The organism is Janthinobacterium agaricidamnosum NBRC 102515 = DSM 9628 (assembly GCF_000723165.1).
Taxonomy (GTDB): Bacteria; Pseudomonadota; Gammaproteobacteria; order Burkholderiales; family Burkholderiaceae_D; genus Janthinobacterium; species Janthinobacterium agaricidamnosum.
In genome coordinates, this window is the sequence record NZ_HG322949.1 from 4,561,053 (window position 1) to 4,586,806 (window position 25,754).

Below are 25,754 nucleotides of genomic sequence, written 5' to 3' on the forward strand. Positions count from 1 at the left end.
ATGACGTATTCCTCATCGTAAAACTGCGTGAACATTCGTGAAGAAATTGCTGAGGCCAGTGCAGTTTCCACCTCAGTCGCTGCGGATATTGCGGGTCGCCGCGCTGATCAATTCCAGCGCGACTTTCGGCGTTCGGTCGGCCATCAACAAACCGTTCGCTTCCTGGAAAGTGTCGGCAAACTGGGTGTAGCAAAAGCCGCTGAATAATTGCGCCGTATTGACCACCGCCAGCAAGCGGCGATACAAGTCGAGGAAGGCCGCCTCGCTGCCGACCCGCGAATAGCCCCAGGTCCGGTCAGCATTCGCGTCATCGTTGCTGCTGAACGCGATGCCGCCGAATTCGGTCAGCACGATGGGCTGGCCGCGATGCGGAAAACCGTCCAGCGTCAGGATGCGCCCGCCGGGACGGCGCTGGTCGAACAGGATGTTGCGCGAACCTTCGGTGATCGCGTAACGGGCTTGCAATCGTTCCGGATCGCAATCGTAATCATGGATGCCGAGAATGTCGGTGGCCGATGCTTCCCAGCCATCGTTGCCGATCACCGGCCGGGTCGAATCGAGCGTGTGCGTCAAATGGTAAAGCGCCTCGACCGCGTTGCGGTGGGCCTGGATCGCCGTCAAATTCGGCACGCCCCACGATTCGTTGAACGGCACCCACACCAGCACGCACGGGTGGCTGTAGTCGCGCTCGATCGCCTCGGTCCATTCGCGCACCATGCGGGTGATCGCCTTGCTGGAAAAACGGTAGGCCGACGGCATTTCTTCCCACACCAGCAAGCCCAGTTTGTCGGCCCAGTACAGATAGCGCGGGTTTTCGATTTTCTGGTGCTTGCGCACGCCGTTAAAACCCATCGCCTTGGCCAGTTCGACATCGGTGCGCAGCGCGTCGTCGGACGGCGCGGTCAGCAAGGTGTCGGGCCAATACCCCTGGTCCAGCACCAGCCGCAACGGATACGGCCGGCCATTGAGCATGAAGCGGTCGCGATTGATCGCCACCGAACGCATCGCGGTGTACGACGACACCGTATCGAGCACCTTGTCGCCATGGCGCAAGGTCAGCACCGCATCGAGCAAGGTCGGACGTTCCGGACTCCATAGCAACTCGTTGCGGGTATCGTCGATGCCGGGATCCGACAAGGCGATCTTGCGGTTCGCCTCATGGTCCAGCATCGCATAGCGGTCGTCGGCCAGCAAGGTGTCGCCATGCCAGATACGCACTTCGACGCTCAGGTCATGCGCGATATCGCCGGCGGCAAATACCTCGCAGGCAATTTCATATCCCTCGAACAAGGGCGTCCAGCGCAGCTTCTGGATATAGGTCGAGGCGACATTTTCCAGCCACACGGTTTGCCAGATGCCGGTGGTGCGCGGATACCAGATCGAATGCGGTTGCAACTGCCAATCCTGCTTGCCGCGCGGCTTGGCCAGGTCGTGCGGATCGTCTTCGGCGTAGACGATGACGGTTTGCCGTCCGTCGCTGTTGAGCACGGCGCTGATGTCGCTCCAGAACGGCGTATGCCCGCCTTCGTGCTCGGCCACCAGCTGGCCGTTGACCCACACCTTGGCGGAATAATCGACCGCGCCGAAATGCAGCAGAACCCGCCCGCCGCCGGCCTGCGCATCGAACTCGCGGCGATACCAGCACGCCTTGTGGAAACCGCGGTCGCCAACGCCGCTCGCTTGCGATTCCGGCGGGAACGGCACCAGGATCGCATGGGTCCAGGTAGCGGGAAACGGCACCGGCCGTTCCGGCACGCTGACGTAGGCGCCATCGTCGAAAGCGAAATCCCAGCGGCCATTCAGCGACAACCATTGCTCGCGCACCAGTTGCGGACGGGGATAGGCAAAATCGGGCATTGGCTCCTCATGAATAAATGGCGGCACTTATCCATTGGAGTCAGGCGGGCCAGTCCGGTTCAAGCGGACTGCGAATAGCTTGAAGTTACGCAAACAGGACCGTTTTATGTGAGCATGGTGGCCAACAGTGGCCAGCAATCGTGCCGACCTGTATGCCAAGGGCGGTTCGGCTGCTTCGACCGCACGCAGGAAATGGTCAAATCAGTGTACCGGCTGCAGCGGTATCAGCAGTCGCGCGCGGCGCGCGCCTATCGTATTAAAGCGCCGCACCACTTCGCTGCCGATGGCCTGTTCGCTGCCGCTCCGGCACAGCGCCACGCAGGCGCCGCCGAAACCGGCGCCGGTCAGGCGCGCGCCATACACATCGGCGTGTCCGCGCAGCAAGGTGGTCAATTCATCGAGCTCGGGTATCGACACTTCGAAATCGTCGCGCAGGCTGGCGTGCGACAAGCTCATCAGGCGGCCGAAACTTTCCGCGCCAGCCTGCGTAAATGCGCGCAGCACGCGCAGGTTTTCGCTGACCACGTGGCGTGCCCGCTTACGCAAGGGCAGCGGTAAGTTTTCCACCAGCGCCATGTCATTGATGTCGCGCAGGGCCGGCACGCCGAGCCGCCGTGCCGCCTCCTCGCATTCGCGGCGGCGCAGGTTATAGTCGCTGCCGGCCAGGTGGCGCACCACGCCGCTATCGATGACCACCAGCGCACTGCCCGCCGGCAAAGGCAGCAATTCATGTTGCAGGCTGCGCGCATCGAGCAGCAACATATGGCCGCTGTCGGCCAGGCTGGACGCCATCTGGTCCATCACGCCACAATTGACTTGCGCATAACGGATCTCGGCTTGCTGGCCGATCAGCGCCAGCGCCACATCGTCGAGCGGCAAGGAGAGCAGCGTGCGCAGCGCGCGCAAGGTGGCGATTTCCAGCGCCGCGCTGCTCGACAGGCCGACCCCGGCCGGTACGTCGGAGCGGATATAGACGCGCAACGGCGGCACGCTGAAGGCGCGCAATTCCAGCACGCGTATGCAACCTTCGACATAACGGCCGAAACCTGGCGGCGCGGCGGCGTGGCGCACAAAGCGCACTGTCTGGTCCAGCGTTGCCGAATAGAATTGATGATGGTCGTCACTGGCAATCGACAGCGCCACTTCGGTGCGTTGCGGAGTGGCGGTCGGCAGCATGAAGCCATCGTTATAGTCGGTGTGTTCACCCAGCAAATTGATGCGTCCCGGCGCAGAGGCCAGCACTGCCGGCGGGCCGGCGAAATAATCTTCCAGCGCAATCATGGCAACTCCAGGCATAAGGGCCGGCTGCGTCCCGCCACCTGCACCGACGGCCAGCGCGCATCGAAGGTCAGGTTTTCCAGCTGATCGTCGTGCAGCAAAAACGTGTCTTCGATGCGGATGCCGGCCAGGCTCGGATTGACGGCCAGCGCCATGCCGCTTTTCAATCCGATCTCGGTATGCGCGGTGGCCGGCAAGTCGCGCGCCCGGTAGCCGGTCAGGCCGCCCTGCTGATGGGCGTGAATCGCATCGGGCTGGCCGGCATACGCATAGGCGCTGTCGAGTGCGTGATACACCATCGACAAGGGCCGGCCCGCTTCGCAGGCGTCCAGCGCCACGGCTTCGATCGCCATGACGCGGATTTCATCCTGTACCCGCACCTGCTCCGACTCGTCGTCATGCGCCGCGTGGCCGGCCTGGCGGAAGCGCACCAAACGGCTCAGGCTGGCGTGCAAGCCGAAACGGCGCGCGCACAGCACCAGCATCGCGCGCCGCCCAAGCGGCGCGATGCCGGGCAGCGGATGGGCATAACGCGGCAGCCGCGCGGCGCCGGCGGCCAGCACCAGCACCGGCTGCAAGCCGCGCGACCATAGCGCATGCGCGGCGGCGCCGGCCAGCTCATACTCGGTCCAGCCGGGCCGCGCGGCGCGCAAGGTTTCGCCGATCGCCGCGGCCGCCAGCCGTCCGACCTGGCGGTAGCGTTCCTGTTCGGACGCCAGCAATACCAGCCGTTCTTCGCGCGCCGCCACCGGCAAGCCTTGTTCGGCGCCCGCCGCGAGATGGCACACGGCCGGGCAATCGCTCAAGACCGGCTTGCCGGCCGCCGCGTGGTGCACAAAATGTTCGCGCAATTCATGCTGCGCCCATGGCGCCAGTTGCCAGGTCCATTCGCCCGCCACCTCTTCATCGCGCAAGCGGGCCGCCTCGGCGTCATCGGTCAGGATATAGGCCGCGTCCGGCGTGACCAGCACTTCGGCCACGCCCGCGTCCGCGCTCAGCATCACCGTGTTCGAGGCGCCCGCCGTGGCCCAGGCGAACCAGCCGGCGCCGCGCAAGCGCACCGCGCCGGCGCCATACTGCTCCAGCCAGCCGCGCATGCGGGCCAGCTTGTGGCGGATTTCCTGTGTCGCGAGCCGGCTCATGGCGCCTCCAGTTCCACTGCGACTTGCCGCAATTCTTGCGCCGTCTGTTCCGGCAATGCATCCATCACAAACATGCCTGCCGCCAACTCTGTCCCGGCCAGGTATTTCAGGCGCTCGCGGCTGCGGTATGGCGGATAAAACTCGGCATGCAGCTGGGTTTCCGGATGCGGCTGGCCATCGGTCGGCGCCTGGAACCACGCCATCAGATAAGGAAACGGACGTTGCCACAGCCCTTCATATTTCAGCAGCACGGTTTTCAGCGCGCGCGCCAGGTCCAGCCGCTGCTCCAGCGACAGCGCGGCCAAACTGTCGACCGGACGCAGCGGCATGACCCACACTTCATACGGGTAACGCGCGCATGGCGGCACGAACGCCAGCGCGTGCGGCCCCAGGTACAGCAGGCGTTCGCCGTAGCCGACTTCGCGCTGCGCCAGATCGGGCAGCAAGGCCACCCCATGCTTGTCATAAAAAGCCCGCTCCTGTTCCAGCATGCGCAGCGGTATCGGCGGCACCAGCGGATAGGCGTAAATCTGGCCATGCGGATGATGCAGCGTGACGCCGACTTCGGCGCCGCGATTTTCAAACGGCAACACATAAGCGATGCCACCGCGCGCCGCCAGCCGCGTCGTGCGCGCCGCCCATACTTGCAGCAGCAAATTGATGTGATCCAGATCCAGCCCGCCCAGGAAGGCGGCGCTGTCGCGGCTGTACACCACCACTTCGCAATGGCCGGACGCCGGCGCCGTCGGCACCGTCACGGCGGGCGGATCGTGGGCGTCCTGAGCCAGCGCGGGAAAGCGGTTGTCGAACACGGCGACGTCGTATTCGCCTGCCGGCAACTCGGTCGGCCGCGCCGGGTCGCTGGTGACGGCCAGCGGATTGTATTGCGAAGTTTGCAATGACGACGGCAAATACGTGCGGTCTTGCCGGTAGGCAGCATAAGCCACCCATTCGCCGCGCAGCGGATGCCAGCGCACATGGGGATTCGCTCCTTGCGGCTGGGCGAACGGGGTCGGCACAAAATCGACCGGGCCGATCGCATGGCGGCTGTACAAGGTCAGCTGGCGGCCATCCGGCTTGACGAGTTCCTTGCAATGCATAATCACCATCCCATACCATTCCCTGCAAAGACAATAAGACTGGCCGGCGCGCCGAAAGTTCATGCCGCCCTCGGATCAGGCCGGTACCCCTTTTTGCGGCAGGGGCATACAAAATAAACCATTGTGTTTCCCGCCGCCGGCCCGATATCTGTTGCATGATTCCATTTTCCATACTCGACCTCGCTCCGATTGCCGAAGGCGGCAATGCGGCCACCTCGTTCCGCAACACGCTCGATCTCGCGCAACACGGCGAGCGCTGGGGCTACAACCGCTACTGGCTGGCGGAACACCACGGCATGCCCGGCATCGCCAGCGCCGCCACGTCGGTGGTGATGGCCCATGTCGCGGCCGGCACCAGCACGATACGGGTCGGCGCCGGCGGCGTGATGCTGCCGAACCACTCGCCGCTGGTAATCGCCGAACAGTTCGGCACGCTGGAAGCGCTGTATCCCGGCCGCATCGACCTGGGCCTGGGCCGCGCGCCCGGTTCCGACCAGAGCACCGCGCGCGCGCTGCGCCGCAACCTGGAATCGGACGCCGAGCAGTTTCCGCAAGACGTGCTGGAATTGATGGACTATATGTCCGACGAGCCGCGCCAGCGCGTGCTGGCCGTGCCCGGCAACGGCGCCAAGGTGCCGGTCTGGATACTCGGGTCGAGCATGTTCGGCGCGCAGCTGGCGGCCCATCTCGGCTTGCCGTACGCGTTCGCGTCGCATTTCGCGCCGCAAGTGATGATGCAGGCAGTGGCGTTCTACCGCGACAATTTCAAGCCGTCGGCACAATTGGCCAAGCCGCATGTGATGCTCGGTTTTAATGTGTTTGCCGCCGATACCGATGCCGAAGCGCAATTGCGCGCGACCTCGATGCAACAGGCTTTCGTCAACCTGCGCACCGGCCGGCCGTCGAAACTGCCGCCGCCGGTACCCGGCTACCTGGAACGGCTGGGGCCGCAGGAACGTGCGATGATCGATTCGGTGCTGTCGTGCTCGGCAATCGGCTCGCCAGCGACCGTCAAGGAAAAATTAAGCGCCTTCATCGCGACCACCGGCGCCGACGAGCTGATGATCACCTCGCAAATTTTCGAGCATCAGCACCGCCTGCGCTCGTATGAAATCACCGCGCAAATCCATCAGGAAATGTCGCTGGTTTAAGTTTCCCCTCGGTATCCCTTGCACCCGGTCATCGGCAACGGTCACCGGGATTTTTTATTTTTTAGGCAATAAAAATACGCCTGCCGGCAAAATTATTGAATCGCCGTTATCATAACTATCCAAAAAGCATCGTTCCAAGAAAGCAGTTTCCCATGAAATCCGCCTCGCCCAACGTCGATGGCAGCGCCCTGCTGACCTCCACCCGCATCCTGTTATTTGCCCTGTCCGCCGGCGTGCTGGTGGCCAGTTTGTATTATGTGCAGCCACTCACTTCCTTGCTGGCGGCGTCGTTCGGCGTCGGCGTGACGCAGGCCGGTTACCTGGTCACCGCGACCCAGATCGGCTATGTGCTGGGGATTGTGTTCCTGGTGCCGCTGAGCGACGTGCTGAACCGCCGCAAATTACTGACCTGGATGCTGGTTGCCAAGATTTGCGCGCTGATACTGGCCGCGACCAGCCAGAACATCATCGTGTTTTCGATCGCCAGCATCTTGATGGGCATCACCGCCAGCGCGCTGATGGTGGTCACCGCGATGGTTGCCTCGTACGCGCCGGATCACAGCCGCGGCCGCATGGTCGGCACCGTGATGACCGGCTTATTGCTGGGTATCTTGCTGGCGCGCACAGTGTCCGGCGTGGTGGCGCAAGTGAGCGGCAGCTGGCGCGCCGTGTATCTGCTGGCCGCCGTGGTGGTGGCCGCCTTGCTGGCGATACTGCGCAATATCCTGCCCGATGAAGCGCCGCGCGGCAAGCTGCAATACGCCAAATTGATGGCCTCGCTGGCCGGCATCATCCGCCAGGAACCGCTGCTGCGCCAGCGCGCGCTGTTTGCCGGCCTGGGCCTGGGCACCTTCAGCGTGTTCTGGACCGGCCTGACCTTTTTGCTCAGCGGCGCGCCGTACCACTACAGCGAAATGCAGATCGGCTTCTTCGGCCTGGTCGGCGCCACCGGCGCATTCGCCGCCAACACCGCCGGCCGCATGGCCGACCGGGGTTATGCACGCCAGGCCACCTGGCTGCTGGCGCTGGCGTCGCTGGCCTCGTGGGCCTTTATCGCATTTGGCGCGGTATCGCTGCTGATGTTGCTGGTCGGCGTGGTCTTGCTCGACGTCGGCGTGATGGGCTTGCAAGTGACGCACCAGTCGATCATCTACAAACTGGCGCCGGAGGCGCGCGCCCGCGTCACCACCGTGTTCATCGCGGCCGGCTTCATCGGCGCCTCGGCCGGTTCGGCGCTGGCCAGCGCCAGCTACGCGGCCGGCGGCTGGCTGGCGCTGTGCCTGGTCGGCGCGGCAATGCCGCTGCTGATGGTCATCGTGTGGAGCAAATACCGCCTGCGGCAGCGCGGCTTGTAACACCATCAACCGGGGTCTGGTCGTTTACCGTCGGAGCAAAACATGCAGCGCATAGGATTCATCGCCACGCAGAATTTCCAGTTCATGAGCTTTGCCGCGCTGTCGGTGTTCGAGTTCGCCAACCTGGTCACCGGCCAGCCGGCCTACGAGATCCGCGTGATGTCGGAGCATGGCGGGACAATGCGCAGTTCGATGGGCGTGACGATCGATACCGAGTCGCTGCAAAACGCCGGCTTCGATACGCTGATCATCGGCGGCGCGGTCGGTGCGCCGCCCAGCAGCGCGGCGCTGCTCGACTTCCTGCGCGCGTCGATGCCGACCGTGCGGCGCATGGCGTCGATGTGCAGCGGCGCGCTGGTGCTGGCCGACGCCGGCCTGCTCGATGGCCGCCGCGTCACCACCCATTGGTATGCGGCGCGCGACCTGCAAAAAAAGTTTCCCCATGTGACGGTCGAAGAAGACCGCATCTTCATCCACGATGGACCGGTGTGGACCTCGGCCGGCATGAGCGCCGGCATCGACCTGGCGCTGGGCATGGTGGAAAAGGACCTGGGCGCCGATGTCGCGCGGCTGGTGGCGAAAAACCTGGTGCTGCATCACCGCCGCGCGGGCGGCCAGTCGCAGCATTCCGTGCTGCTCGAACTGAGCCCCAGGTCGGACCGGATTCAAAGCGCCTTGCAATATGCCGAAAGTCATCTGGGCAATGCGCTGTCGGTCGAGGAACTGGCCACCCAGGCCTGCCTGAGTCCGCGCCAGTTCAGCCGGGCGTTCCGCGCCGAGACCGGCCAGTCGCCAGCCAAGGCGATCGAAAACCTGCGCCTGGAAGCGGCCAGGCTGATGATCGAACAAGGCAGTCTCGGGATCGACGCGGTGGCGCGCGAAACCGGCTTCGCCGATCCGGAACGGATGCGGCGCGCCTTCCTGCGCGCCTTCGGGCAACCGCCGCAAGTGCTGCGGCGCAATGCCCGGATTGCCGCACCAGCCTGAAAATGCAAACGCTCAGCGCACCTTGTAGCGATTCAGCTTGGCGACAAAGGCATCGCCGAACACATCGGATGACATCGGCTGTTCGCCGCTGACCACTTCACGGTCTTCCACCACGTTCGGATGAAACGCCGCGACCCGCTCGACGTGGGCGCCCGCCTCGGCCAGCGCATCGGCCGCGTGGAATTGCACAAAGCCGCCCAGTTGCCCCTTCGGTCCTTCGATGAATTTCTCTTCGGCCGATGAAAACACCGTCAGGTGGTAACCGGCGTAAGGCCAGCCGGCCGCAAGCTTGCCGGTGCTCTGGATGTCGCCGGCGATCAGGGCCTGGCGGAACGCGACCGGATCGCTCAGCGTCGACAGCAGCGCGGTCGGGCCGTGGCAAATGATGCCGGTCGGGCGCTGGGTGTCATGGAAGGTCAGCAGGATCTTGCCGAGATCCTTGTCTTGCGACAGATCTTGCATCGGTGCATGGCCGCCAGGGATAAAAATGCCGACGTAATTCTTGGTGCCTTCGGCTAGCACGGCCGACAGTTTTTTCGGATGCAGCGGTCCCTGCTCGCTGTTGACCAGCTTGACGGCGGCGGCCAGTTTTTCCTCGCTACCCTCGAAGAACATTTTATCGTGGGAAACTTGGTCATACGACGGCGCGGTACCGTTCGGACTGGCAAACACTGGCGTGTAGCCGGCATCGAGCAATTTGCGCAGCGGCAGCGCCAATTCGTCCAGATAATAACCCGTATTGTATTTCTTGCCATCCTTCAATTCGAGCTGATGGGCGCTGGACATGACGATCAGCACCTTGCCCTTGTCGGCGGCGGATGCAGGCGCGGCGGCGCCGGCAAAGGCCGCAGCGACGGCCAGCGCCATGCCGAGGCGGGCCAGCGTGCGGACGGTGGTGGTTTTCAGTGGTGTAAAACGTGCCATGATGGATTTCCTTGTTCAGTGTAAGAAGTGTTGCACTGAACAAAGTCTACGGCCGGCGCCCCATGACGTAAATGACGAATATCCCACCTATTAAGACATGCAGTATCCTCGCTGGCTTGATGGTAGCGCTGGCCGCAGGCGGCGGCCCTGGCTGTCGAGCTGATCTATTACATCGACTACACCAGCAGGGCGGCCGCCAGCGATTCGATCTCTTCGGCCGAATCGTCGAGGATGGTGTGCAAGGTGCTGCCGCCGATGCCGAAATCGATCATCGCGGCGGCTTGCCGCGCACGCGCGCTTTCCGGCGGATGCAACGGCGACGCCACCGGCGCCAGGTCATTCGCCAGCAGCAAGGTGGCGCCCAGCGTGCGTGGAGGAAACGGACCGCCGCCATGCCACATGCCTTCGACCGCCTGTAAGACCTGGTCCGGCACGCCCAGTTGGCGCAGCACGCCGCGGCCGATCAGCTTTTCGCCGTATTCGATCCAGTCTTCGGTATTGTCGTCCAGCAAGCCCGGAAATTCCTCGGCGCGCGACAGCAGATAAAAGCCGCCGACCTCATGCACGATGGCGGCGAACATGGCGGTCTCGACATCGACATTGGTGACCCTGCGCGCCAGTACTTGCGACAGCGCCGCGACGTGTGCCGTGTGTTCCCACAATCTGGCGGACTTGGCGCGCAGCGCCGGATCGGTGGCCTGGTTGCCCAGCTGGCGCACGATCACCGACGCCACCATCGATTTCAAGGTGCGGAAACCGAGCCGCATCACGGCCGCCCGCACATTCGCGATGTCATTGCCGGCACGATTGTAGGCGGCCGAATTGGCCAGGGCCACGGTACGCGCCGACAGCAGCGGTTCGGCCATCACCATGCGCGCCGCCGCTTCGATATGGCAATCAGGATCGTCCAGCGCTTGCTGCAACTGCAAGGTCGCCTTGACGTTGGCTGGAAAGCTCAGCTCGCCACGACCAGCTTGCAGCGCAATGATCTTGAAAACTTCCAATCGTTCCATGACACTATCCCCTGTACTGGCCCTGGCTGGGCGCTGCGCGGTGGTCCGGCGCCGGCCGGAACGGAAACAAATGTTCCCGTGTAGCACATATTACCAATTATTTGCCGGAGACCTTGCCCGATACGCCTTCGACGAAATAATCCATCTTGTTCAAGCCATCGTCGCCCAATACGCCCTTGTCGAGGCGGATCTTGCCGTCGTTATCCCTGATCGGCGCGGCGAACGGCGACAGGGTGCCGGCCACGATCTCCTTTTCCCGGGCCAGTACCAGCGCCTTGACATCGGCCGGCACGCCGGCGCTGATGTCTTCCAGCCTGACCAAGCCATCCTTGATGCCGCCCCAGGTACTGCCGGTTTTCCAGCTGCCGTCCAGTACCGCCTGCGCTTGCCGGGTGTAATAGGCACCCCAGTTGTGGGTCACGGCGGCCAGTTGCGCCTTCGGTCCGTATTGCTTCATGTCCGAATGGTAGGCGATCGCGTACTTGCCTTTTTCTTCGGCCGCTTGCACCACCGCGGTCGAATTGGTGTGGTTGGTGACCACGTCGGCGCCCTGGCCGAACAGCGTGATGGCGGCGTCGCGCTCCTTGCCCGGATCGAACCAGCTATTCACCCACACCACTTTTACTTCCGCCTTCGGATCGACGCTGCGCATGCCGCGCGTAAACGCATTCACGCCCTGCAACACTTCCGGGATCGGGAAGGCGGCCACATAACCGGCCACATGAGTCTTGCTCATCTTGCCGGCCAACACGCCCGCCAGATAACGCGCTTCGTAAAAACGGGCATTCGCGGTGGCCACGTTGGGCGCGGTTTTATAACCGGTCAAATGAATGAATTTTACGTCCGGGAACTGCTTCGCCACTTTCAGCGTCGGGTTCATATAACCGAAAGACGTGGTGACGATCAGCTTGCTGCCCTGCTGCGCCAGGTCGCGGATGACACGCTCGGCGTCCGCGCTTTCCGGCACGTTTTCAACAAATCTGGTCGTGACTTTGGCGCCCAGCGCCTTTTGCACTTCCTTGCGCGCGATATCGTGCTGGAAAGTCCAGCCGGCGTCGCCGATCGGGCTGACATACACAAAGCCGATGTTCAACGGCGCAGCAGCGGGCGCGGCGGCAACTGACCATGCGGCGACAGGCAGCAGCACAGCGCCGGCCAAGGCCGAACGCAGCATTTTTTTAAACATGATGTTCCTTGTAAAGCCCCCGCCAATCAACATCGGCCGCGCCGCCGGGGAGCATGCAACGGGCCGATCGGTCATTCTTCAACCCATCAATCTGCCGGATTGAAGTGTTTGCCCAGCGATGCGGGCATGTTCAGCTTGATGTAATTGGCGTTGCTCGATATTAGCACCAGCACAAAAATCGCAGCAATGTACGGCAGCATCGACAGTAGTTGCGACGCAACAGGCAGCCCCAGCGCCTGCGCATGAAAGGTCAGGATGGTGATGCCGCCAAATAAATACGCGCCGCCCGCCACCCGCGCCGGACGCCAGGTGGCGAAGGTGGTCAGCGCCAGCGCGATCCAGCCGCGCCCTGCCACCATGCCCTCGGCCCACAGCGGCGTGTACACCAGCGACAGGAATGCGCCGGCCAGGCCGCAGCAGGCGCCGCCGAACAATACCGCGCCGAGGCGGATGCGGCGCACCGGATAGCCCAGCGCATGGGCCGAGGCCGGCGCTTCGCCGACCGCGCGCAGCACCAGTCCGGCCCGGCTACGGTATAAGAACCAGGCCACCGCCGCGCACAGCAGCAAGGACAGGTACACCATCGCATGCTGGCGGAACAGGGCGGCGCCGATGAACGGCATATCTTCCAGGTAGGGGATGCCGAAACGGCCATTGCGCAAGCTCTTGCCGACATAATCGATGCCGATATAGGTCGAGGTACCGGCGCCGAACAGCGACAGCGCCAGCCCGGTCGCATACTGATTGGCGCCCAGCCACAATGTCATCCAGGCAAAAAATCCCGACAACAGCATACTGACGGCGGCGCCGGCCACGAAGCCCAGCGCCACGCTGCCGCTGTGCACGGTAACCGCGAAACCGGTGACGGCCGCCATCAGCATCAAGCCTTCGGCGCCGAGATTGACGACGCCCGATTTTTCGTTGACCAGCAGCCCCAGCGCGGCCAGCATCAGCGGCGTGCCGGCATTGATGCTGGCCGCGACCAGCGGCGCAATCGTCATCGCCATATTCATGCCGAGAGAGTCCATGTTTTATTTCCTCCAGCGCAGTTTGTATTGGATCAGCACGTCGCAGCCCAGCAAGGCGAACAGCAAGATGCCCTGGAATACGCCGGTGATGGCGCTCGGCATGCCGAGGCGCGATTGCGCCAATTCGCCGCCGATATAAAACAGCGCCATGACGATACTGGAAAAAATCACGCCGACCGGATGCAAACGGCCGACGAAGGCGACGATGATGGCGGCAAAACCGTAACCGGGCGACACCGACGGCGTCAATTGCCCCAGCGGCCCGGCCACTTCGCACACGCCGGCCAGGCCCGACAAGGCGCCGCAAGCCAGCAGCGAGGTCCACAGCGCCTTGCGCGATGAAAACCCGGCATAACGCGCGGCGGCGGGCGCCATGCCGCCGACCCGCAAGCGAAAGCCGGACACGCTTTTCGACAGGAACAGCCAGCCGCCCAGCGCGGCCAGCAGCGCCAGCACTATGCCCAGGTGCAAGCGCGTACCGCTGATCACGATCGGCAGCAGCATGGCGTCGGACAATAATTTGGATTGCGGAAAATTAAAACCGTCCGGATCCTTGAGTACCCCATACACCAGGTAGCTGAGCAGCAATTGTCCGATATACACCAGCATCAGCGACACCAGGATTTCACTGGCGTGATAACGGTCGCGCAAGAACGCCGTGATGCCCGCCCAGACCATGCCGCCCAGCATGCCCGCGAGCAATACCAGCGTCATCGGACCCGCGCCCGATGCGCCGATGCCGTCCAGGTACAGGCCGGTGGCGCCGCCGGCGATCGCGCCCAGCACCAGCTGCCCCTCGGCGCCGATGTTATATACATGGGCGCGCAAGCAGATCACCAGCCCGACCGAGACCAGCAGCAGCGGCGCCACCTTCAGGCCCAGTTCGGCCCAGCCCTGCACGCCGCGCAGCGGCTCGATGAAAAACACCGCCAGCCCGGCCAGCGGGTCCTTGCCCAGCGCAATGAACAACAAGGCGCCGCACAGCACCGTCAGCATGATCGCCAGCAGCGGCGACAGCCACGCCATCAGCGCCGAGGGTGCGGCGCGCGCTTCCAGCTTAATCATGCGTCCCCCTTGCATGCGTTGCCGTTGCATCGGGCCACAGTCCGCTCATCCATAGTCCGACCAGTTCCACGCTGGCCTCGGCCTTGGGGATAGACGGCGACAAGCGCCCCTTGCTGATCACATGCAGGCGGTCGCTCATGTCGAACAATTCATCAAGTTCCTCGGAAACAATCAACAATGCGCAGCCGGCTGCGCGCAAGGCCAGCAATTCGGCGCGGATGTGCGCGGCGGCGCCGACATCGACGCCCCAGGTCGGCTGCGCCACCACCAGCACGGTGGGGGCCCGCATCACTTCGCGGCCGACCAGGTATTTTTGCAAATTGCCGCCCGACAGGCTGCGGGCCAGCGCACGCGGTCCGCCGGCCTTGACCTTAAAACGCTCGATGATGCCTTGCGCCATGCCGGCGATGGCCTTGCCGCGCACAAAACCATGGCGCACCGCATCGCCATCTTGTTGAGTCAGCAAAATATTGTCGGACAGCGTCAGGTCCGGCACGGCGCCGCGCCCCAGTCGCTCTTCCGGCACAAAACCGAAACCCAGCGCGCGGCGCCGGCCCGGCGGCAAATGTCCGGCGGCGCTATCGCCCAGCAAGATGGCGCCGGGCGCGGCCCGGGTATCTTCGCCCGACAACGCGGCCAGCAACTCTTGCTGGCCATTGCCGGACACGCCGGCCAGGCCGACGATCTCGCCGGCGCGCAATGTAAGACAGATATCGTTCAGTGTGGTGGCAAAGGGATGGCTGCCCGGCAAGTTCAAATGTTTCACCGCCAGCATCACCGCTCCCGGCGTCTGCGGCACATGGCTCAAGGCCGGCGGTTCGGCGCCGGTCATCAGGCGCGACAGGCTGGCCGCCGACTCCAGGCGCGGATCGCACACGCCGCTATTCTTGCCGCCGCGTAGCACCGTGCACACATCGCACAAGGCGCGGATTTCATCGAGCTTGTGACTGATATACAAAATGCTGCAACCCTCGGCCGCCAGTTGCCGCAAGGTGATGAACAGTTTCTCGACCGCGGAAGGCGTCAATACCGATGTCGGCTCGTCAAGGATCAGCAATTGCGGCCTGGCCAGCAAGGCGCGCACGATTTCGACCCGCTGCCGTTCGCCGACCGACAGCGTGTGGACGTGGCGCTGCGGCTCCAGCTCCAGGCCGTACTGGCTGGCCGTCGCCGCGATACGCCGCGCCAATACGTCGAGCCTGGTATCGGCCGGCAAGCCGAGCGCGATATTTTCCGTGACGGTCAAGGTATCGAACAGGGAAAAGTGCTGGAACACCATCGCGATGCCCAGCGCGCGCGCCGCGGCCGGGTTGGCGAGATGGACTGGCTTGCCATTCCAAAACACCTGGCCGGCATCCGGCTTGACGGAACCGTAGATGATTTTCATCAACGTCGATTTGCCGGCGCCGTTTTCACCCAGCACCGCATGGATCTGGCCCGCCTCGACCGTCAAGTCGATGGCGTCGTTGGCCAGCACCGCAGGATAGCGTTTGCTGATGCCCTGCAATTTCAGGCGCGTAGTCATCGTGACATTATGAGTAGAATTGATTGTAAAGACACTGGTTTCTGTGGCGTATGGAATTTTTTAACCGCAGGCATTGTGCAACGCAACAGCTTACTTCGTAAAGTGCCGCACAGCCTGATCGCGATATCTGGAGCAACATCATGGCTATGCCGGCAATCATCACAACCATTTTTCACGTGCCAGGCATAGACCGCCTGGTACCGCCTGGTTTGACTTGCCCCGCTCCTTCAGTGATACTTCGAGCGCCCCAATCACTTCGTCTCCCTGCTTGAATGAGCTCAGCGCCCGGAAACTTGCCCGCACCATTGCCATTGCGCTACATCGGCCGCTTCGCGCCATCGCCCAGCGGCCCCTTGCACATGGGTTCGCTGGTCGCCGCGCTGGCCAGCTATCTCGATGCCAAAGTGCATGACGGCGCCTGGCTGCTGCGCATCGAAGACCTGGACGGCGACCGCAACGCGGCCGGCGCCGACCGGCAGATGCTGGCCTCGCTGCAACGCTGCGGCATGTTGTGGGATGGCGAAGTGACATGGCAAAGCCAGCGCCTGCCGCTATACGAGGCGGCGCTGGAGCAACTGGGGACGGCGGTCTATCCGTGCTCCTGTTCGCGCAAGGAAATCGTCGATTCGCGCCTGCGGCTGGCCGGCCCGCAACTGGCGCCGCAAGTCTATCCCGGCACCTGCCGCAGCGGCCTGGCGCCCGGCAAGACGGCGCGCGCACTCAGGCTGCGGGTACCGCTGGCGCCGCATCGCATGATTCATTTCAACGACCGCTGGTGCGGCCCGCAACAGCAAGACTTGACGGCGGAAGTGGGCGACTTCGTGATACGCCGCGCCGACGGTTTCTGGGCCTATCAACTGGCGGTGGTGGTCGACGACGCGGCGCAAAATATCAGCCACGTGGTGCGCGGCGCCGACTTGCTCGACTCGACCGCGCGCCAGATCTATCTGCAGGAATTGCTGGGCTTGCCGCAACCGGCCTATTTACATGTGCCGGTGCTCAACAATGAATTGGGCGAAAAACTGTCCAAGCAAACCGGCGCGCAAGCATTCGACAGCGGCGCCGCGCCGGAGCGATTATTGAAAACGGCAATCCTGCCGGCGGCGCGCTTCCTCGGCATCGAGGTACGGGCCGACACTCTGGACGATTTCTGGCGCCGGGCGATCCCGGCGTGGGGACAGATAATGCAAGACCATGCAGTGCGCTGATGTTCGCGCATAAAAAAACCCGCCACGGCGCGCAGCCGAAGCGGGTTGAATGACTTCCATGCAGGCCGCGCCTGAAAACGCGGCCCGCATCGGGGCTGATTATTAGAAGTTGCCCTTGAATTGCACACCAAACTGGCGCGGGTCGTTGAGGAAGCCGGTCAGGTTGTTGAAGTCGATCGCGCCGGTCACGCGGCGGGTGTTGGTGATGTTGCGGCCGAATGCAGCCACTTCATACTTGCCCTCTTGCCAGGTGTAGCCTACGCGCAAGCCGCCTTCCAGCAAGGACTTGCCGGTGAATTCCTCGGCCTGGTACAGGAAGAAGTTGATCTTGCTGCGGTACGACCAGTCGGTGAACACGAACACTTCGCCATTTTCGGTCGGGATCGAGTAGCGCGCGGTGGCGTTGACGATCCATTTCGGCGCTTGCGGCAATGGGTTGCCATTGATGTCCACCCGGCCGGCGGAATTGATCGGGTTGGTCACCGTGCAAGTCGGGCATTTCAGGACCGACAGGCTCGGATCGTCGATCTGGGTGAAGTTGTAGCTGCCGCCCAAGGACATCTTCAGGCTAGGCGTCACAAAACCTTCCAGGTCCAGCTCGGCGCCACGGCCATTGGTGCGCGCCGCGTTGATCAGGCGGTTGACGTTCGAATTGCCGCCGACCACGGTCAGCTGCTGGTTCTTGATCTGGTAATCGTAGACGCTGAATGCCAGGCGTGCGCGGCGGTTGAACAAGTCGGCCTTGACGCCCGCTTCATACGAGGTGATGGTCTCGGCGTCGGCCACCGTGATCGGCACGTCCTTGTTGGCGGCGGCGATACTCGGCGCGCGGAAACCGGTGGCGATACGGCCGTACACGTTGACGTCCGGATTGATCTTGTAGGTGCCGCTGACATCCCAGTTGACCTTGCTCTTGCTTTCATCGACGCCGCCAGGACCGATCTGCGCCACGTTGAAGTTTTCAACCGTGTTGAAATCTTTCTTGTCGCGGGTGTAGCGCAAGCCGCCGCGCAGCAGGAACGCGTCGTTCACGGCATAGTTAACCGAACCGAACGCCGCCCACGCGGTATTCTTTTGACGGCTGGCGATGTGCGAGGTCAGCGCGCTGGTCGGGGTGTCGAAGTTGTCGGTGAAACCGTTGGCGTCTTCATTGAAATAGTACAAGCCGGTTTGCCAGTTCAGCGGACCGGTGTTTTTCGATTCGACCCGGAATTCCTGGGTGAATTGACGCACGCCGCTGATGCCGCCGGCGGTTTCCACGTTGAATGGCGTGGTAAACAGCGGATTTGGCCGGCCAACACCGCCGTCCACGTCGCCGCGGCTCAGGTAGCTGTTGACTTGCTCGAAGCCGGTGATCGAAAACAGCTTCACGCGGTCCAGATCCCAGCTCAGGCGCGCATTGGCGCCGCTGGTATGCAGGTTCTGGAAGTTCTTGCCGTCGGTGAATATTTTATTCGGATCGAAACCGTCGACGATCTCGTTGCTGCCCTTTTGAATCAGGTTGGCGAAGAACAATCGCGAGCTGCCGGTGGTCAGGCGCTGGTGCACATTGAACAGCGCGTTGAAAGTGGTGTTCGGCGCGTACAGGAATTGCACGCGTTCGGCGTGTTCGTTGTAGCCGTCCAGTGCATTCTTCTGGCCGGTGTAGGTGTTGTCGACAAAATTGTCGCGGTGCTGGCGCAGGGCCGACACGCGCATCGCCCACTGATCGCTGAGCGGCACGTTGACGGCGCCATCGACGTTGGTGGTGTTGTGGGTCGCGGTCGAGACGTTGTAATAACCTTCGACTTTTTTCAGGTTCGGCTTGGCCGATTCGAATTTGACGACGCCGGCCGGAGTGTTACGGCCGAACAAGGTGCCTTGCGGGCCGCGCAATACTTCAACGTTGGCCAGGTCGAAAATCGGGAACCCTTTCAAGATCGGGTTTTCTTGCACGATATCATCGTAGATCAGCGAAACCGGTTGCGACGAGAAAGTATTGAAATCGGTGTTGCCATAACCGCGGATATAAAAGCGGGGGAAAGTGCGGCCATTCGACGATTCCACGTTCAAGCTTGGCACCTTGCCGGCCAGCACGCGGATATCTTGTCCGCCGGAAACCAGCACGTCGAGTTTTTCATCGCGCAGCGCGCTGACCGACACGGGTACGTCGCGGATGTTTTCGCTGCGGCGCTGGGCGGTGACGGTCACGGTTTCCAGTTGTCCGGTGGTGGCCGGCTTGGCGCTCGCGCCCGAATCGGCCGGCGCCGCGCTTGCCGCGACGGTGGCGGGCGCGCTTTGCGCGTAAGCCGCGCCGAACGGCATGAAGGCGCTCAACACAAGCATGGCGCCATGCGTGAGACTAAGACGCGGCTGCGTCTTGGACTTTTTGATCATTTGCTTTCCCCAGATTTTAAATGAAGTCTTACGAAGAGTGTCCCACTGCATGTCTCCTGCTTATGGTCGGCGCAACTCCACCCGCCGTGGCGGCGTGATGAATGACCGACAGCCGCAACGGCGGCTGTCGGCAACGCGAACGGGTGTTTCCCCGCCCCCGGCAATTGCCATCCCTTGAGCGCGTCATGTTCTTACCCGGAAATGCGCGCGCAACGGTACTGGCCAGCATCTTGGCGATGTCTTTAAAATTGCCGACTTGTTGATAGCCGCCAATTTAATTCATGCTCATCGCGAACTGCAAGAATATTGTTGAGAATTCAGCCGTGGCTGGCGGATATCAACCGGCACAGTGGTAATTCGGCCACAAAGCCATATCTTCCTGACATGAAGCGTTTTTTGACAGTTATTCCTCTGCCAAGCAAAAAAGAGTAGCAATTGTTGATAGCAAAGCTGGATACGAGAGTAAAAATGGCTGTACTATCGCGCTACTTCCCGCCGTATAGATAAAACGGCAAGGCCATTAACGAAAACCGCCCCATGTCCGACCCCGATTCCCTGTCACCCCATCCGGCCGCGCTCAGCGAACAGCGCTTCCGCGCCATGCTCGGCGCCACCTGCGACATCGTCTGGGATACCCCGGTATATGGCGAATTCCGCAGCGAACAGCCGGGCTGGAGCGCCTTCACCGGCCAGGGCAAGGATGCGTACATGGGCGCCGGCTGGCTCAACGCGGTGCATCCGGACGACCGCGCCATCGCCGCCGGCGTCTGGCGCGACATCAACCACGCCAGCGGCGGCAATCCGCTGTTCCAGGCCGAATACCGCTTGCGCCATGCCGACGGCGGCTACCGCCACATGCTGGTGCGCGCCACGCCGGTGTATGACGCCGACGGCGCGCTGCGCGAGTGGGTCGGCGCGCACACCGACGTCAGCGAACGCAAGCGCGCCGAAGACCGCTTGCGGCTGGCCATGAACGGCGGCATGGGCACCTGGGACCTGGACCTGGGCACCGGCTTGATGAGTTGTTCGGACGCATGCAAGGCCAACTTCGGCTACGCGGCGGATGACCATTTTCATTACCAGCAATTGACCGCCGCCCTCGCCGGCAACGACGTGCAGCGCTGGCGCGACACGGTGCACCACGCCATCGCCAGCGCCAGCGATTTCGACATCGAAGTGCGGGTGCGCTGGCCCGACGACAGCATCCACTGGGCGCAGATGCGCGGCAGCTGCTCGCTGGATGCGGCCGGCAGCGTCATCGGACTGTCCGGCATTTCTCTCGACCAGACCGAACGCAAGCGCACCGAGCAAGTACTGCACGACACGCTGGCGCGCCAGAAAGCCACGCTGGCGGCCGGCGAAGTGGCGACCTGGACCTGGGATATCGCGGCCGACAAGGTGATCGCCGACCGCAACATGGGACGCCTGTTCCTCGGCACCGACAGCGACAGTACCAGCGCGCCGCTGCAAACCTTCCTGGGCGCCATCCATCCGGACGACCTGGAACAGGTGATGATCGAAATCGAACAGGCCATCGGCCAGGGCACGCCGTACGAATCGGCGTACCGGGTGCGCGGCCCGGACCGGCGCTACCGCTCGGTGATCGCGCGCGGCCGCGCCGAATACGGCGACGACGGCGCGCCGGTCAGCCTGCCCGGCGTGATCCTCGACGTGACGCGCCAAAAACAGGCCGAAGACAAACTGCGCGCCAGCGAAGAACGCTATCGCAGCATGATCGAATTGATGGGCCAGGGCTTTTGCGAAATCGAAGTGCTGTTCGACCAGCAGGGCCAGCCCTACGACTACCGCTACCTGGACGTGAACAGCGCGTTCGTCCAGCAATCCGGCCTAAGCGACGCGGTCGGCAAGAGCATCCTTGAAATGATGCCCGGCCACGACAGCCACTGGGCCCAGACCTACGGCCGGGTGGTGCTGACCGGCGAACCGGTGCGGCTGGAAGACGAAGCCAAGGCCACGGGCCGCTGGTTCGACGTCTACGCGGTGCGGCTGGGCGGCCCCGGCAGCACCCGGCTGGCGGTATTGTTTACCGACATCACGGAGCGTAAAAAGTCCGAACGGCAATTGCGCGAACTGGCCGAAGACCTGTCGGAAATGGACCGCCGCAAGACCGAATTCCTGGCCACGCTGGCGCATGAATTGCGCAACCCGCTGGCGCCGATCCGCAACGGCTTGCAAATCATGCGCATGGCGGCCGACAACCCGGCCACCGTGGCGCGGGTGCGCGACGTGATGGAACGCCAGGTCAACCAGATGGTGCACCTGGTGAACGATTTGCTCGACGTGGCGCGCATCACCCGCGGCCAGATCGAACTGAAGAAACAAAAGACCGACTTGAAAAGCGTGGTGTCGAGCGCCGTCGAAACCAGCTTGCCGCTGATCGACAGCAGCCGCCACCAGCTCAAGGTCGACCTCGACAACTTGCCGCTGCCGCTGGACGTCGATCCGACCCGGCTGGCGCAAGTACTGGGCAACCTGCTCAACAACGCCGCCAAATACACCCCGCCGGGCGGCCAGATCGCGCTGTCGGCGCGGCGCGACGGCAGCAGCGTGCTGATCGCCGTCAGCGACAGCGGGGTCGGCATCCCGCCCGAATCGCTGGCCACCGTGTTCGACATGTTTACCCAGGTCGGACAAAACATGGGCCGCTCGCAAGGCGGCCTCGGCATCGGCTTGTCGCTGGTGCGGCGGCTGGTGGAATTGCACGGCGGCAGCGTCAGCGTGGCCAGTCCCGGTTCCGGGCTGGGCAGCACCTTCACCGTGCGCCTGCCGCTGGCCGACAGCGCCTGCCCGGTGGCCATCCTGAGCACCGGCGACAGCAATGGCGTATTGCAACGCAATTTGCGGATACTGGTGGTGGACGACAACATCGACGCGGCCGAAACGCTGGCCGCGCTGCTCGGCATGATGGGCCATGCGATCCAGGTCGCCAACGACGGCCCGCGCGCCTTGAAGGCGGCCGGCGAGTTCCAGCCCGACGTGATGTTCCTCGACATCGGCATGCCCGGCATGAGCGGCTACGACGTGGCGCGCGCGCTGCGCAACAATCCGCACATGAGCAAGACCGTGCTGGTGGCGTTGACCGGCTGGGGCGCGGCGACCGACCGCCACCGTTCCAGCGAAGCGGGCTTCGACCATCACTTGACCAAGCCGGCCAATATCGACGCCATCAACCAATTGCTGGGCGGGCTGGTCGCCAGTTCCTTGCGCTAAAGCCTGAACTGCAAAACCTGCTTGAGTAGGTTGGCTTAGCGCAGCGTAAGCCAACGTTGGGCAGCCCCGCACTTGTGCCGCGCACTTGTGCCGCGCACTTGCGGCCCGGAGCTAGTCTGATTACGCGCTGCGCGCTCATCAGACCTGCATTTCCGCTGTCCTGCTCGGCAATAAGATTTATCAAACAAGTAGCACTCTCGTCAGATTTTTCGATAATTTATTACTAATATAAAAACGTTGCACTTTGATTATCCGATCATCACTGGACAAAGGTGTGTAAATGAAAACGTTCAAAATTATCCTGGCGATCACGGCGCTCGTGTTCGCCTCATCCTCCCACGCGGCAAGCTCGCTGACGGAGAATTTCGACGACGTCGGCGCCCTTGCCGGCTGGCAGTTGATCAACCATAGCAGCCCGGCCGGCCTGTCCTGGTTCCAGGGCAATGACGGTATCTTTGGCGCCCATGCCGGCGCCGCGAACGCCTACATCGGCGCCAACTACCTGAGCGCCAGCCAGGGTATCGGGTATATCGACAACTGGCTGATCACGCCCGAACTGACCTTGAGCGGGCCCACGCTGGTCTCGTTCTACACGCGCGGCGCCGGCACGCCCGGCTTCAGCGACATGCTGGAACTGCGCTTCAGCAGCGGCGCCGGCAGCGCCATCGCCGGCTTCACGCACACCCTGCTGACCGTCGGCGGCAGCGGCCCCTACCCGGACCTGTGGACCCTGAACCAGGCCACCCTCGACGCCGTCGGCAGCGGCCGCTTCGCCTTCCGCTATGTCGGCAATGCCTCGGCATCGGACTACATCGGCATCGACAGTGTCCTGATCAGCGCGGTGCCGGAAGCGTCGACGTGGGCCATGCTGCTGGCCGGACTCGCGGCACTGGGCTGGCTGCGCCGTCAACACCTCGCCGGCGGCGCGCTGCTGGCCGTCGGCGCGGTGATCTTGTCGCCCTGTGCGATAGCCATCGAAGCGCCATCCGGACAACAAGGCATGGTGACGGTGCGCGACGCCGAAACCGGACAGTTGCGCGCGCCGACCCCGGTCGAAGCGCAAGCACTGTTGCGCCAGCCCGGCGCCGCGCCACAGCGCAGCGGACCGGCGCCGCAGGCGGTGATCAGGGCCGACGGCAGCCGCCAGGTCAAGCTCGATGGCGGCAAACAAGTGTTCTCGGTCATGACGCGCGATACCAACGGCAACAACACCTTGCATTGCGTGACCGGCGACAGTGCCGCCGACGCCCTCCAACAAAACCGGGAGCACCGCCATGGACACCATTAAACTGCGTACGCTGGCCGGCTTGTACTTGCTGCCCCTGCTGCTGGCCGGCTGGAGCGGCGCGCAGGCGGCCAGCGTCACCATCATCAACGCCAATACGCCCGGGGTCGGCTTCAACGACCCGACGCCGGCCGCGCCGGTCGGCGGCAACAGCGGCGTCACGCTGGGCGAACAGCGCCTGATCGCGTTCACCTACGCGGCCGAGATCTGGGGTTCCAAGCTCGACAGCCCGGTGCCGATCCGGGTCCAGGCCAGCTTCCAGCCGCTCAGTTGCACCGCCAGCAGCGCGGTGCTGGGCTCGGCCGGCGCCGCGTCGATCTACGCCGACTTTCCCGGCGCGCAGCGCAGCAACACCTGGTATCCGGGCGCGCTGGCGGCCAAGCTGGCCGGCGCCGACCAGGACGAACCCGGCGATCCGCACCTGATCGCCCGCTTCAACTCGCGCCTGGGCCTGTTTCCCGATTGCCTGCCCGGCTCGCCGTTCTACCTGGGACTGGACAACCACCATGGCAGCCAGGTCGACCTGGTCACCGTGCTGCTGCATGAAATGGCGCACGGCCTCGGCTTCCAGACCTACACCGACGAACAAAGCGGCGAATTCTACTTCGGCACGCCGTCGATCTGGGACCACCACCTGACCGACAACCGCAACGGCAAGACCTGGGTCATGGAAAGCGCGGCGGAACGGGCCGCCTCGTCGGTCAGCGGCGACGGCTTGTCGTGGGACGGTGCCCACGTCAATGCCGCCGTGCCGGTCGTGCTGAGCGGCGAGTCGCGGCTGATCATCAGCGGCAATGCGGCCGGTCCGGCGGCCGGCACTTACCAGGTCGGCGACGCCGCATTCGGCCCGCCGCTGGCCAACCCGCCGCTGACCGGACAAGTGATGCCGGTAGTCGACCAGCCGGACGGCGCCGGCCTGGCCTGCACCGCGCTCAGCCCGGCCAATGCGCTGGCGGTCGACCACAATATCGGCCTGGTCGACCGCGGCGGCTGCAACTTCACCGTCAAGGCGAAAAACCTGCAAGACGCCGGTGCCACAGGCATGATCGTGATCGACAACGTGGCCGGCCCGGTGACCGGACTGGGCGGCTCGGACCCCAGCGTGACGATACCGGCGGTGCGCGTATCGCAAGCCGACGGCAACCTGATCCGGGCCAGCCTGCAACACCGCTCGCGCACCATGTCCGGCGTCATCGCCAGCCTCGGTGTCGATACCGCCAAACTGGCCGGCACCGACGCCGGACAGCGCGTCCTGATGTACACGCCGCTGGAATATGAGCCGGGTTCGTCGGTATCGCACTACAGCACCGACGCCAAGCCGAACCAGTTGATGGAACCGGCGCTGAACGCCGATTTGAGACACCAGGTGGAACCGCCCAGGGATTTGACGCTGCCGTTGTTGCGGGATATTGGGTGGTGAGGTTTTGCGGCTGCATTTTGCTGAAACGGGCGGTGCGCGCAGGTGGGCCGCCCGTTTTTTTCAGCCAGCGGCTTCCAGCGGCTGCGCGACCAGACGGACATCGCGCGCGGTGCACACCCGGCTGACGGTATCGAAGCGCGGCGCGCTATCCGGCCGCAGCGTTTTATACAAAGCCTCGCGGGTAATCCCGGCTGACTTGGCGATTTCCGTCATGCCCCGGCGCGGGCAATATCCCCCAGGGCCGAGGCCAACAGCAATGCATCGTTGGCTTCGATGATGTCGGTCAGATAAGCGGCAATCGCTACATCGCGATCGAGGTAGGGAGCAGCGTCGAAATCGGGCAGCTTGCTGACATTGATACGATTGCTCATGTTTATTCCTTTGCTTAATCCAGCATCGCTGGCCAATGATTTGGCGCGTTGAATATCGCTTTTTTGAGTGCGTTTGGGACTGTCTGTAAGCAACACTGTTGACATATGTGATTATTTTAGAATTATTTTTTAGAGTTGCCAGGTTTTTTGCTGACTTTTTAATGGCACCTGATGCCATCAAAAATTTCGCAGCAGATACTCCTTTATTGATCTTCCTTTTTAAATAACGTTCCGAATTCACTAAAAAGCGGC

At 63.3% G+C, this 25,754-nt stretch carries 18 protein-coding genes and 1 pseudogene; 7 read left to right on the forward strand and 12 right to left on the reverse strand.

What is annotated here, in order from left to right:
- Positions 1-72: 72 nt before the first annotated feature.
- From GJA_RS19645 to galT, 4 genes are all read right to left on the reverse strand, one after another.
- Positions 73-1,857 (reverse strand): glycoside hydrolase family 2 protein, encoded by a 1,785-nt coding sequence (locus GJA_RS19645; RefSeq protein ID WP_038495647.1) that lies wholly within the window; start codon positions 1,855-1,857, stop codon positions 73-75.
- A 201-nt stretch (positions 1,858-2,058) separates the two neighbouring features.
- Positions 2,059-3,138 carry a galactokinase gene (gene galK, locus GJA_RS19650; protein ID WP_038495651.1) on the reverse strand — a complete coding sequence of 360 codons (1,080 nt, stop codon included), beginning with the start codon at positions 3,136-3,138 and terminating at the stop codon, positions 2,059-2,061.
- A complete protein-coding gene (locus tag GJA_RS19655) occupies positions 3,135-4,277 on the reverse strand; it encodes a M24 family metallopeptidase (RefSeq protein WP_038495654.1) in 1,143 nt (380 codons plus the stop codon). The genes galK and GJA_RS19655 overlap by 4 nt, the downstream gene beginning before the upstream one ends.
- The gene (gene galT / locus GJA_RS19660; protein WP_242404582.1) at positions 4,274-5,386 is read right to left on the reverse strand and encodes a galactose-1-phosphate uridylyltransferase; all 1,113 of its coding nucleotides are present in this window, start codon (positions 5,384-5,386) and stop codon (positions 4,274-4,276) included. Before galT ends, GJA_RS19655 begins: the two co-directional genes overlap by 4 nt.
- 146 nt (positions 5,387-5,532) lie before the next feature.
- Between galT and GJA_RS19665 the strand changes: the two genes are divergently transcribed.
- The 3 genes from GJA_RS19665 to GJA_RS19675 all read left to right on the forward strand — a co-directional run bounded on the left by GJA_RS19665 (position 5,533) and on the right by GJA_RS19675 (position 8,870).
- The gene (locus GJA_RS19665; RefSeq protein WP_038495656.1) at positions 5,533-6,528 is read left to right on the forward strand and encodes an LLM class flavin-dependent oxidoreductase; all 996 of its coding nucleotides are present in this window, start codon (positions 5,533-5,535) and stop codon (positions 6,526-6,528) included.
- A 152-nt stretch (positions 6,529-6,680) separates the two neighbouring features.
- Positions 6,681-7,883, forward strand: a complete 1,203-nt coding sequence (locus GJA_RS19670; RefSeq protein ID WP_051781150.1) for an MFS transporter — start codon at positions 6,681-6,683, stop codon at positions 7,881-7,883.
- Between the two features lie 42 nt (positions 7,884-7,925).
- Positions 7,926-8,870: a GlxA family transcriptional regulator gene (locus GJA_RS19675; RefSeq protein WP_038495659.1), complete on the forward strand. Its 945-nt coding sequence runs from the start codon at positions 7,926-7,928 to the stop codon at positions 8,868-8,870.
- Positions 8,871-8,882: 12 nt separating this feature from the next.
- Here the strand turns inward: GJA_RS19675 and GJA_RS19680 are convergent, their stop codons facing one another.
- The 6 genes from GJA_RS19680 to GJA_RS19705 all read right to left on the reverse strand — a co-directional run bounded on the left by GJA_RS19680 (position 8,883) and on the right by GJA_RS19705 (position 15,611).
- Positions 8,883-9,794: a type 1 glutamine amidotransferase domain-containing protein gene (locus tag GJA_RS19680; protein WP_051781152.1), complete on the reverse strand. Its 912-nt coding sequence runs from the start codon at positions 9,792-9,794 to the stop codon at positions 8,883-8,885.
- 176 nt (positions 9,795-9,970) lie between these two features.
- Positions 9,971-10,807 (reverse strand): HDOD domain-containing protein, encoded by an 837-nt coding sequence (locus GJA_RS19685; protein ID WP_038495661.1) that lies wholly within the window; start codon positions 10,805-10,807, stop codon positions 9,971-9,973.
- Between the two features lie 97 nt (positions 10,808-10,904).
- Positions 10,905-11,993 carry a BMP family ABC transporter substrate-binding protein gene (locus GJA_RS19690; protein ID WP_174525993.1) on the reverse strand — a complete coding sequence of 363 codons (1,089 nt, stop codon included), beginning with the start codon at positions 11,991-11,993 and terminating at the stop codon, positions 10,905-10,907.
- A gap of 86 nt (positions 11,994-12,079) precedes the next feature.
- On the reverse strand, positions 12,080-13,021 hold the full coding sequence (locus tag GJA_RS19695) for an ABC transporter permease (protein WP_144241601.1): 942 nt from the start codon (positions 13,019-13,021) through the stop codon (positions 12,080-12,082).
- Positions 13,022-13,024: 3 nt separating this feature from the next.
- Positions 13,025-14,086, reverse strand: coding sequence for an ABC transporter permease (locus GJA_RS19700; RefSeq protein WP_038495664.1), 1,062 nt, complete (start codon positions 14,084-14,086; stop codon positions 13,025-13,027).
- Entirely contained in the window at positions 14,079-15,611 is a 1,533-nt protein-coding gene (locus GJA_RS19705) for an ABC transporter ATP-binding protein (protein ID WP_061301646.1), read from the reverse strand. The genes GJA_RS19700 and GJA_RS19705 overlap by 8 nt, the downstream gene beginning before the upstream one ends.
- Positions 15,612-15,904: 293 nt before the next feature.
- Between GJA_RS19705 and gluQRS the strand changes: the two genes are divergently transcribed.
- Positions 15,905-16,819 carry a tRNA glutamyl-Q(34) synthetase GluQRS gene (gene gluQRS / locus GJA_RS19710; protein WP_277914406.1) on the forward strand — a complete coding sequence of 305 codons (915 nt, stop codon included), beginning with the start codon at positions 15,905-15,907 and terminating at the stop codon, positions 16,817-16,819.
- Positions 16,820-16,921: 102 nt separating this feature from the next.
- Here gluQRS and GJA_RS19715 read toward each other — a convergent pair whose 3' ends face one another.
- Positions 16,922-19,195, reverse strand: a complete 2,274-nt coding sequence (locus tag GJA_RS19715; protein WP_038495669.1) for a TonB-dependent receptor — start codon at positions 19,193-19,195, stop codon at positions 16,922-16,924.
- A 537-nt stretch (positions 19,196-19,732) separates the two neighbouring features.
- Here GJA_RS19715 and GJA_RS19720 point away from each other — a divergent pair.
- The 3 genes from GJA_RS19720 to GJA_RS19730 all read left to right on the forward strand — a co-directional run bounded on the left by GJA_RS19720 (position 19,733) and on the right by GJA_RS19730 (position 25,131).
- Positions 19,733-22,426, forward strand: a complete 2,694-nt coding sequence (locus GJA_RS19720) for a hybrid sensor histidine kinase/response regulator (RefSeq protein WP_051781156.1) — start codon at positions 19,733-19,735, stop codon at positions 22,424-22,426.
- Between the two features lie 280 nt (positions 22,427-22,706).
- On the forward strand, positions 22,707-23,714 hold the full coding sequence (locus GJA_RS26325; RefSeq protein WP_051781158.1) for a choice-of-anchor J domain-containing protein: 1,008 nt from the start codon (positions 22,707-22,709) through the stop codon (positions 23,712-23,714).
- Positions 23,701-25,131: a PA domain-containing protein gene (locus GJA_RS19730; protein WP_051781159.1), complete on the forward strand. Its 1,431-nt coding sequence runs from the start codon at positions 23,701-23,703 to the stop codon at positions 25,129-25,131. Before GJA_RS26325 ends, GJA_RS19730 begins: the two co-directional genes overlap by 14 nt.
- Positions 25,132-25,191: 60 nt before the next feature.
- On the opposite strand, the pseudogene GJA_RS19735 reads toward GJA_RS19730, so the two are convergent.
- Positions 25,192-25,607: pseudogene (locus GJA_RS19735) on the reverse strand (addiction module antidote protein).
- Positions 25,608-25,754: the final 147 nt, after the last annotated feature.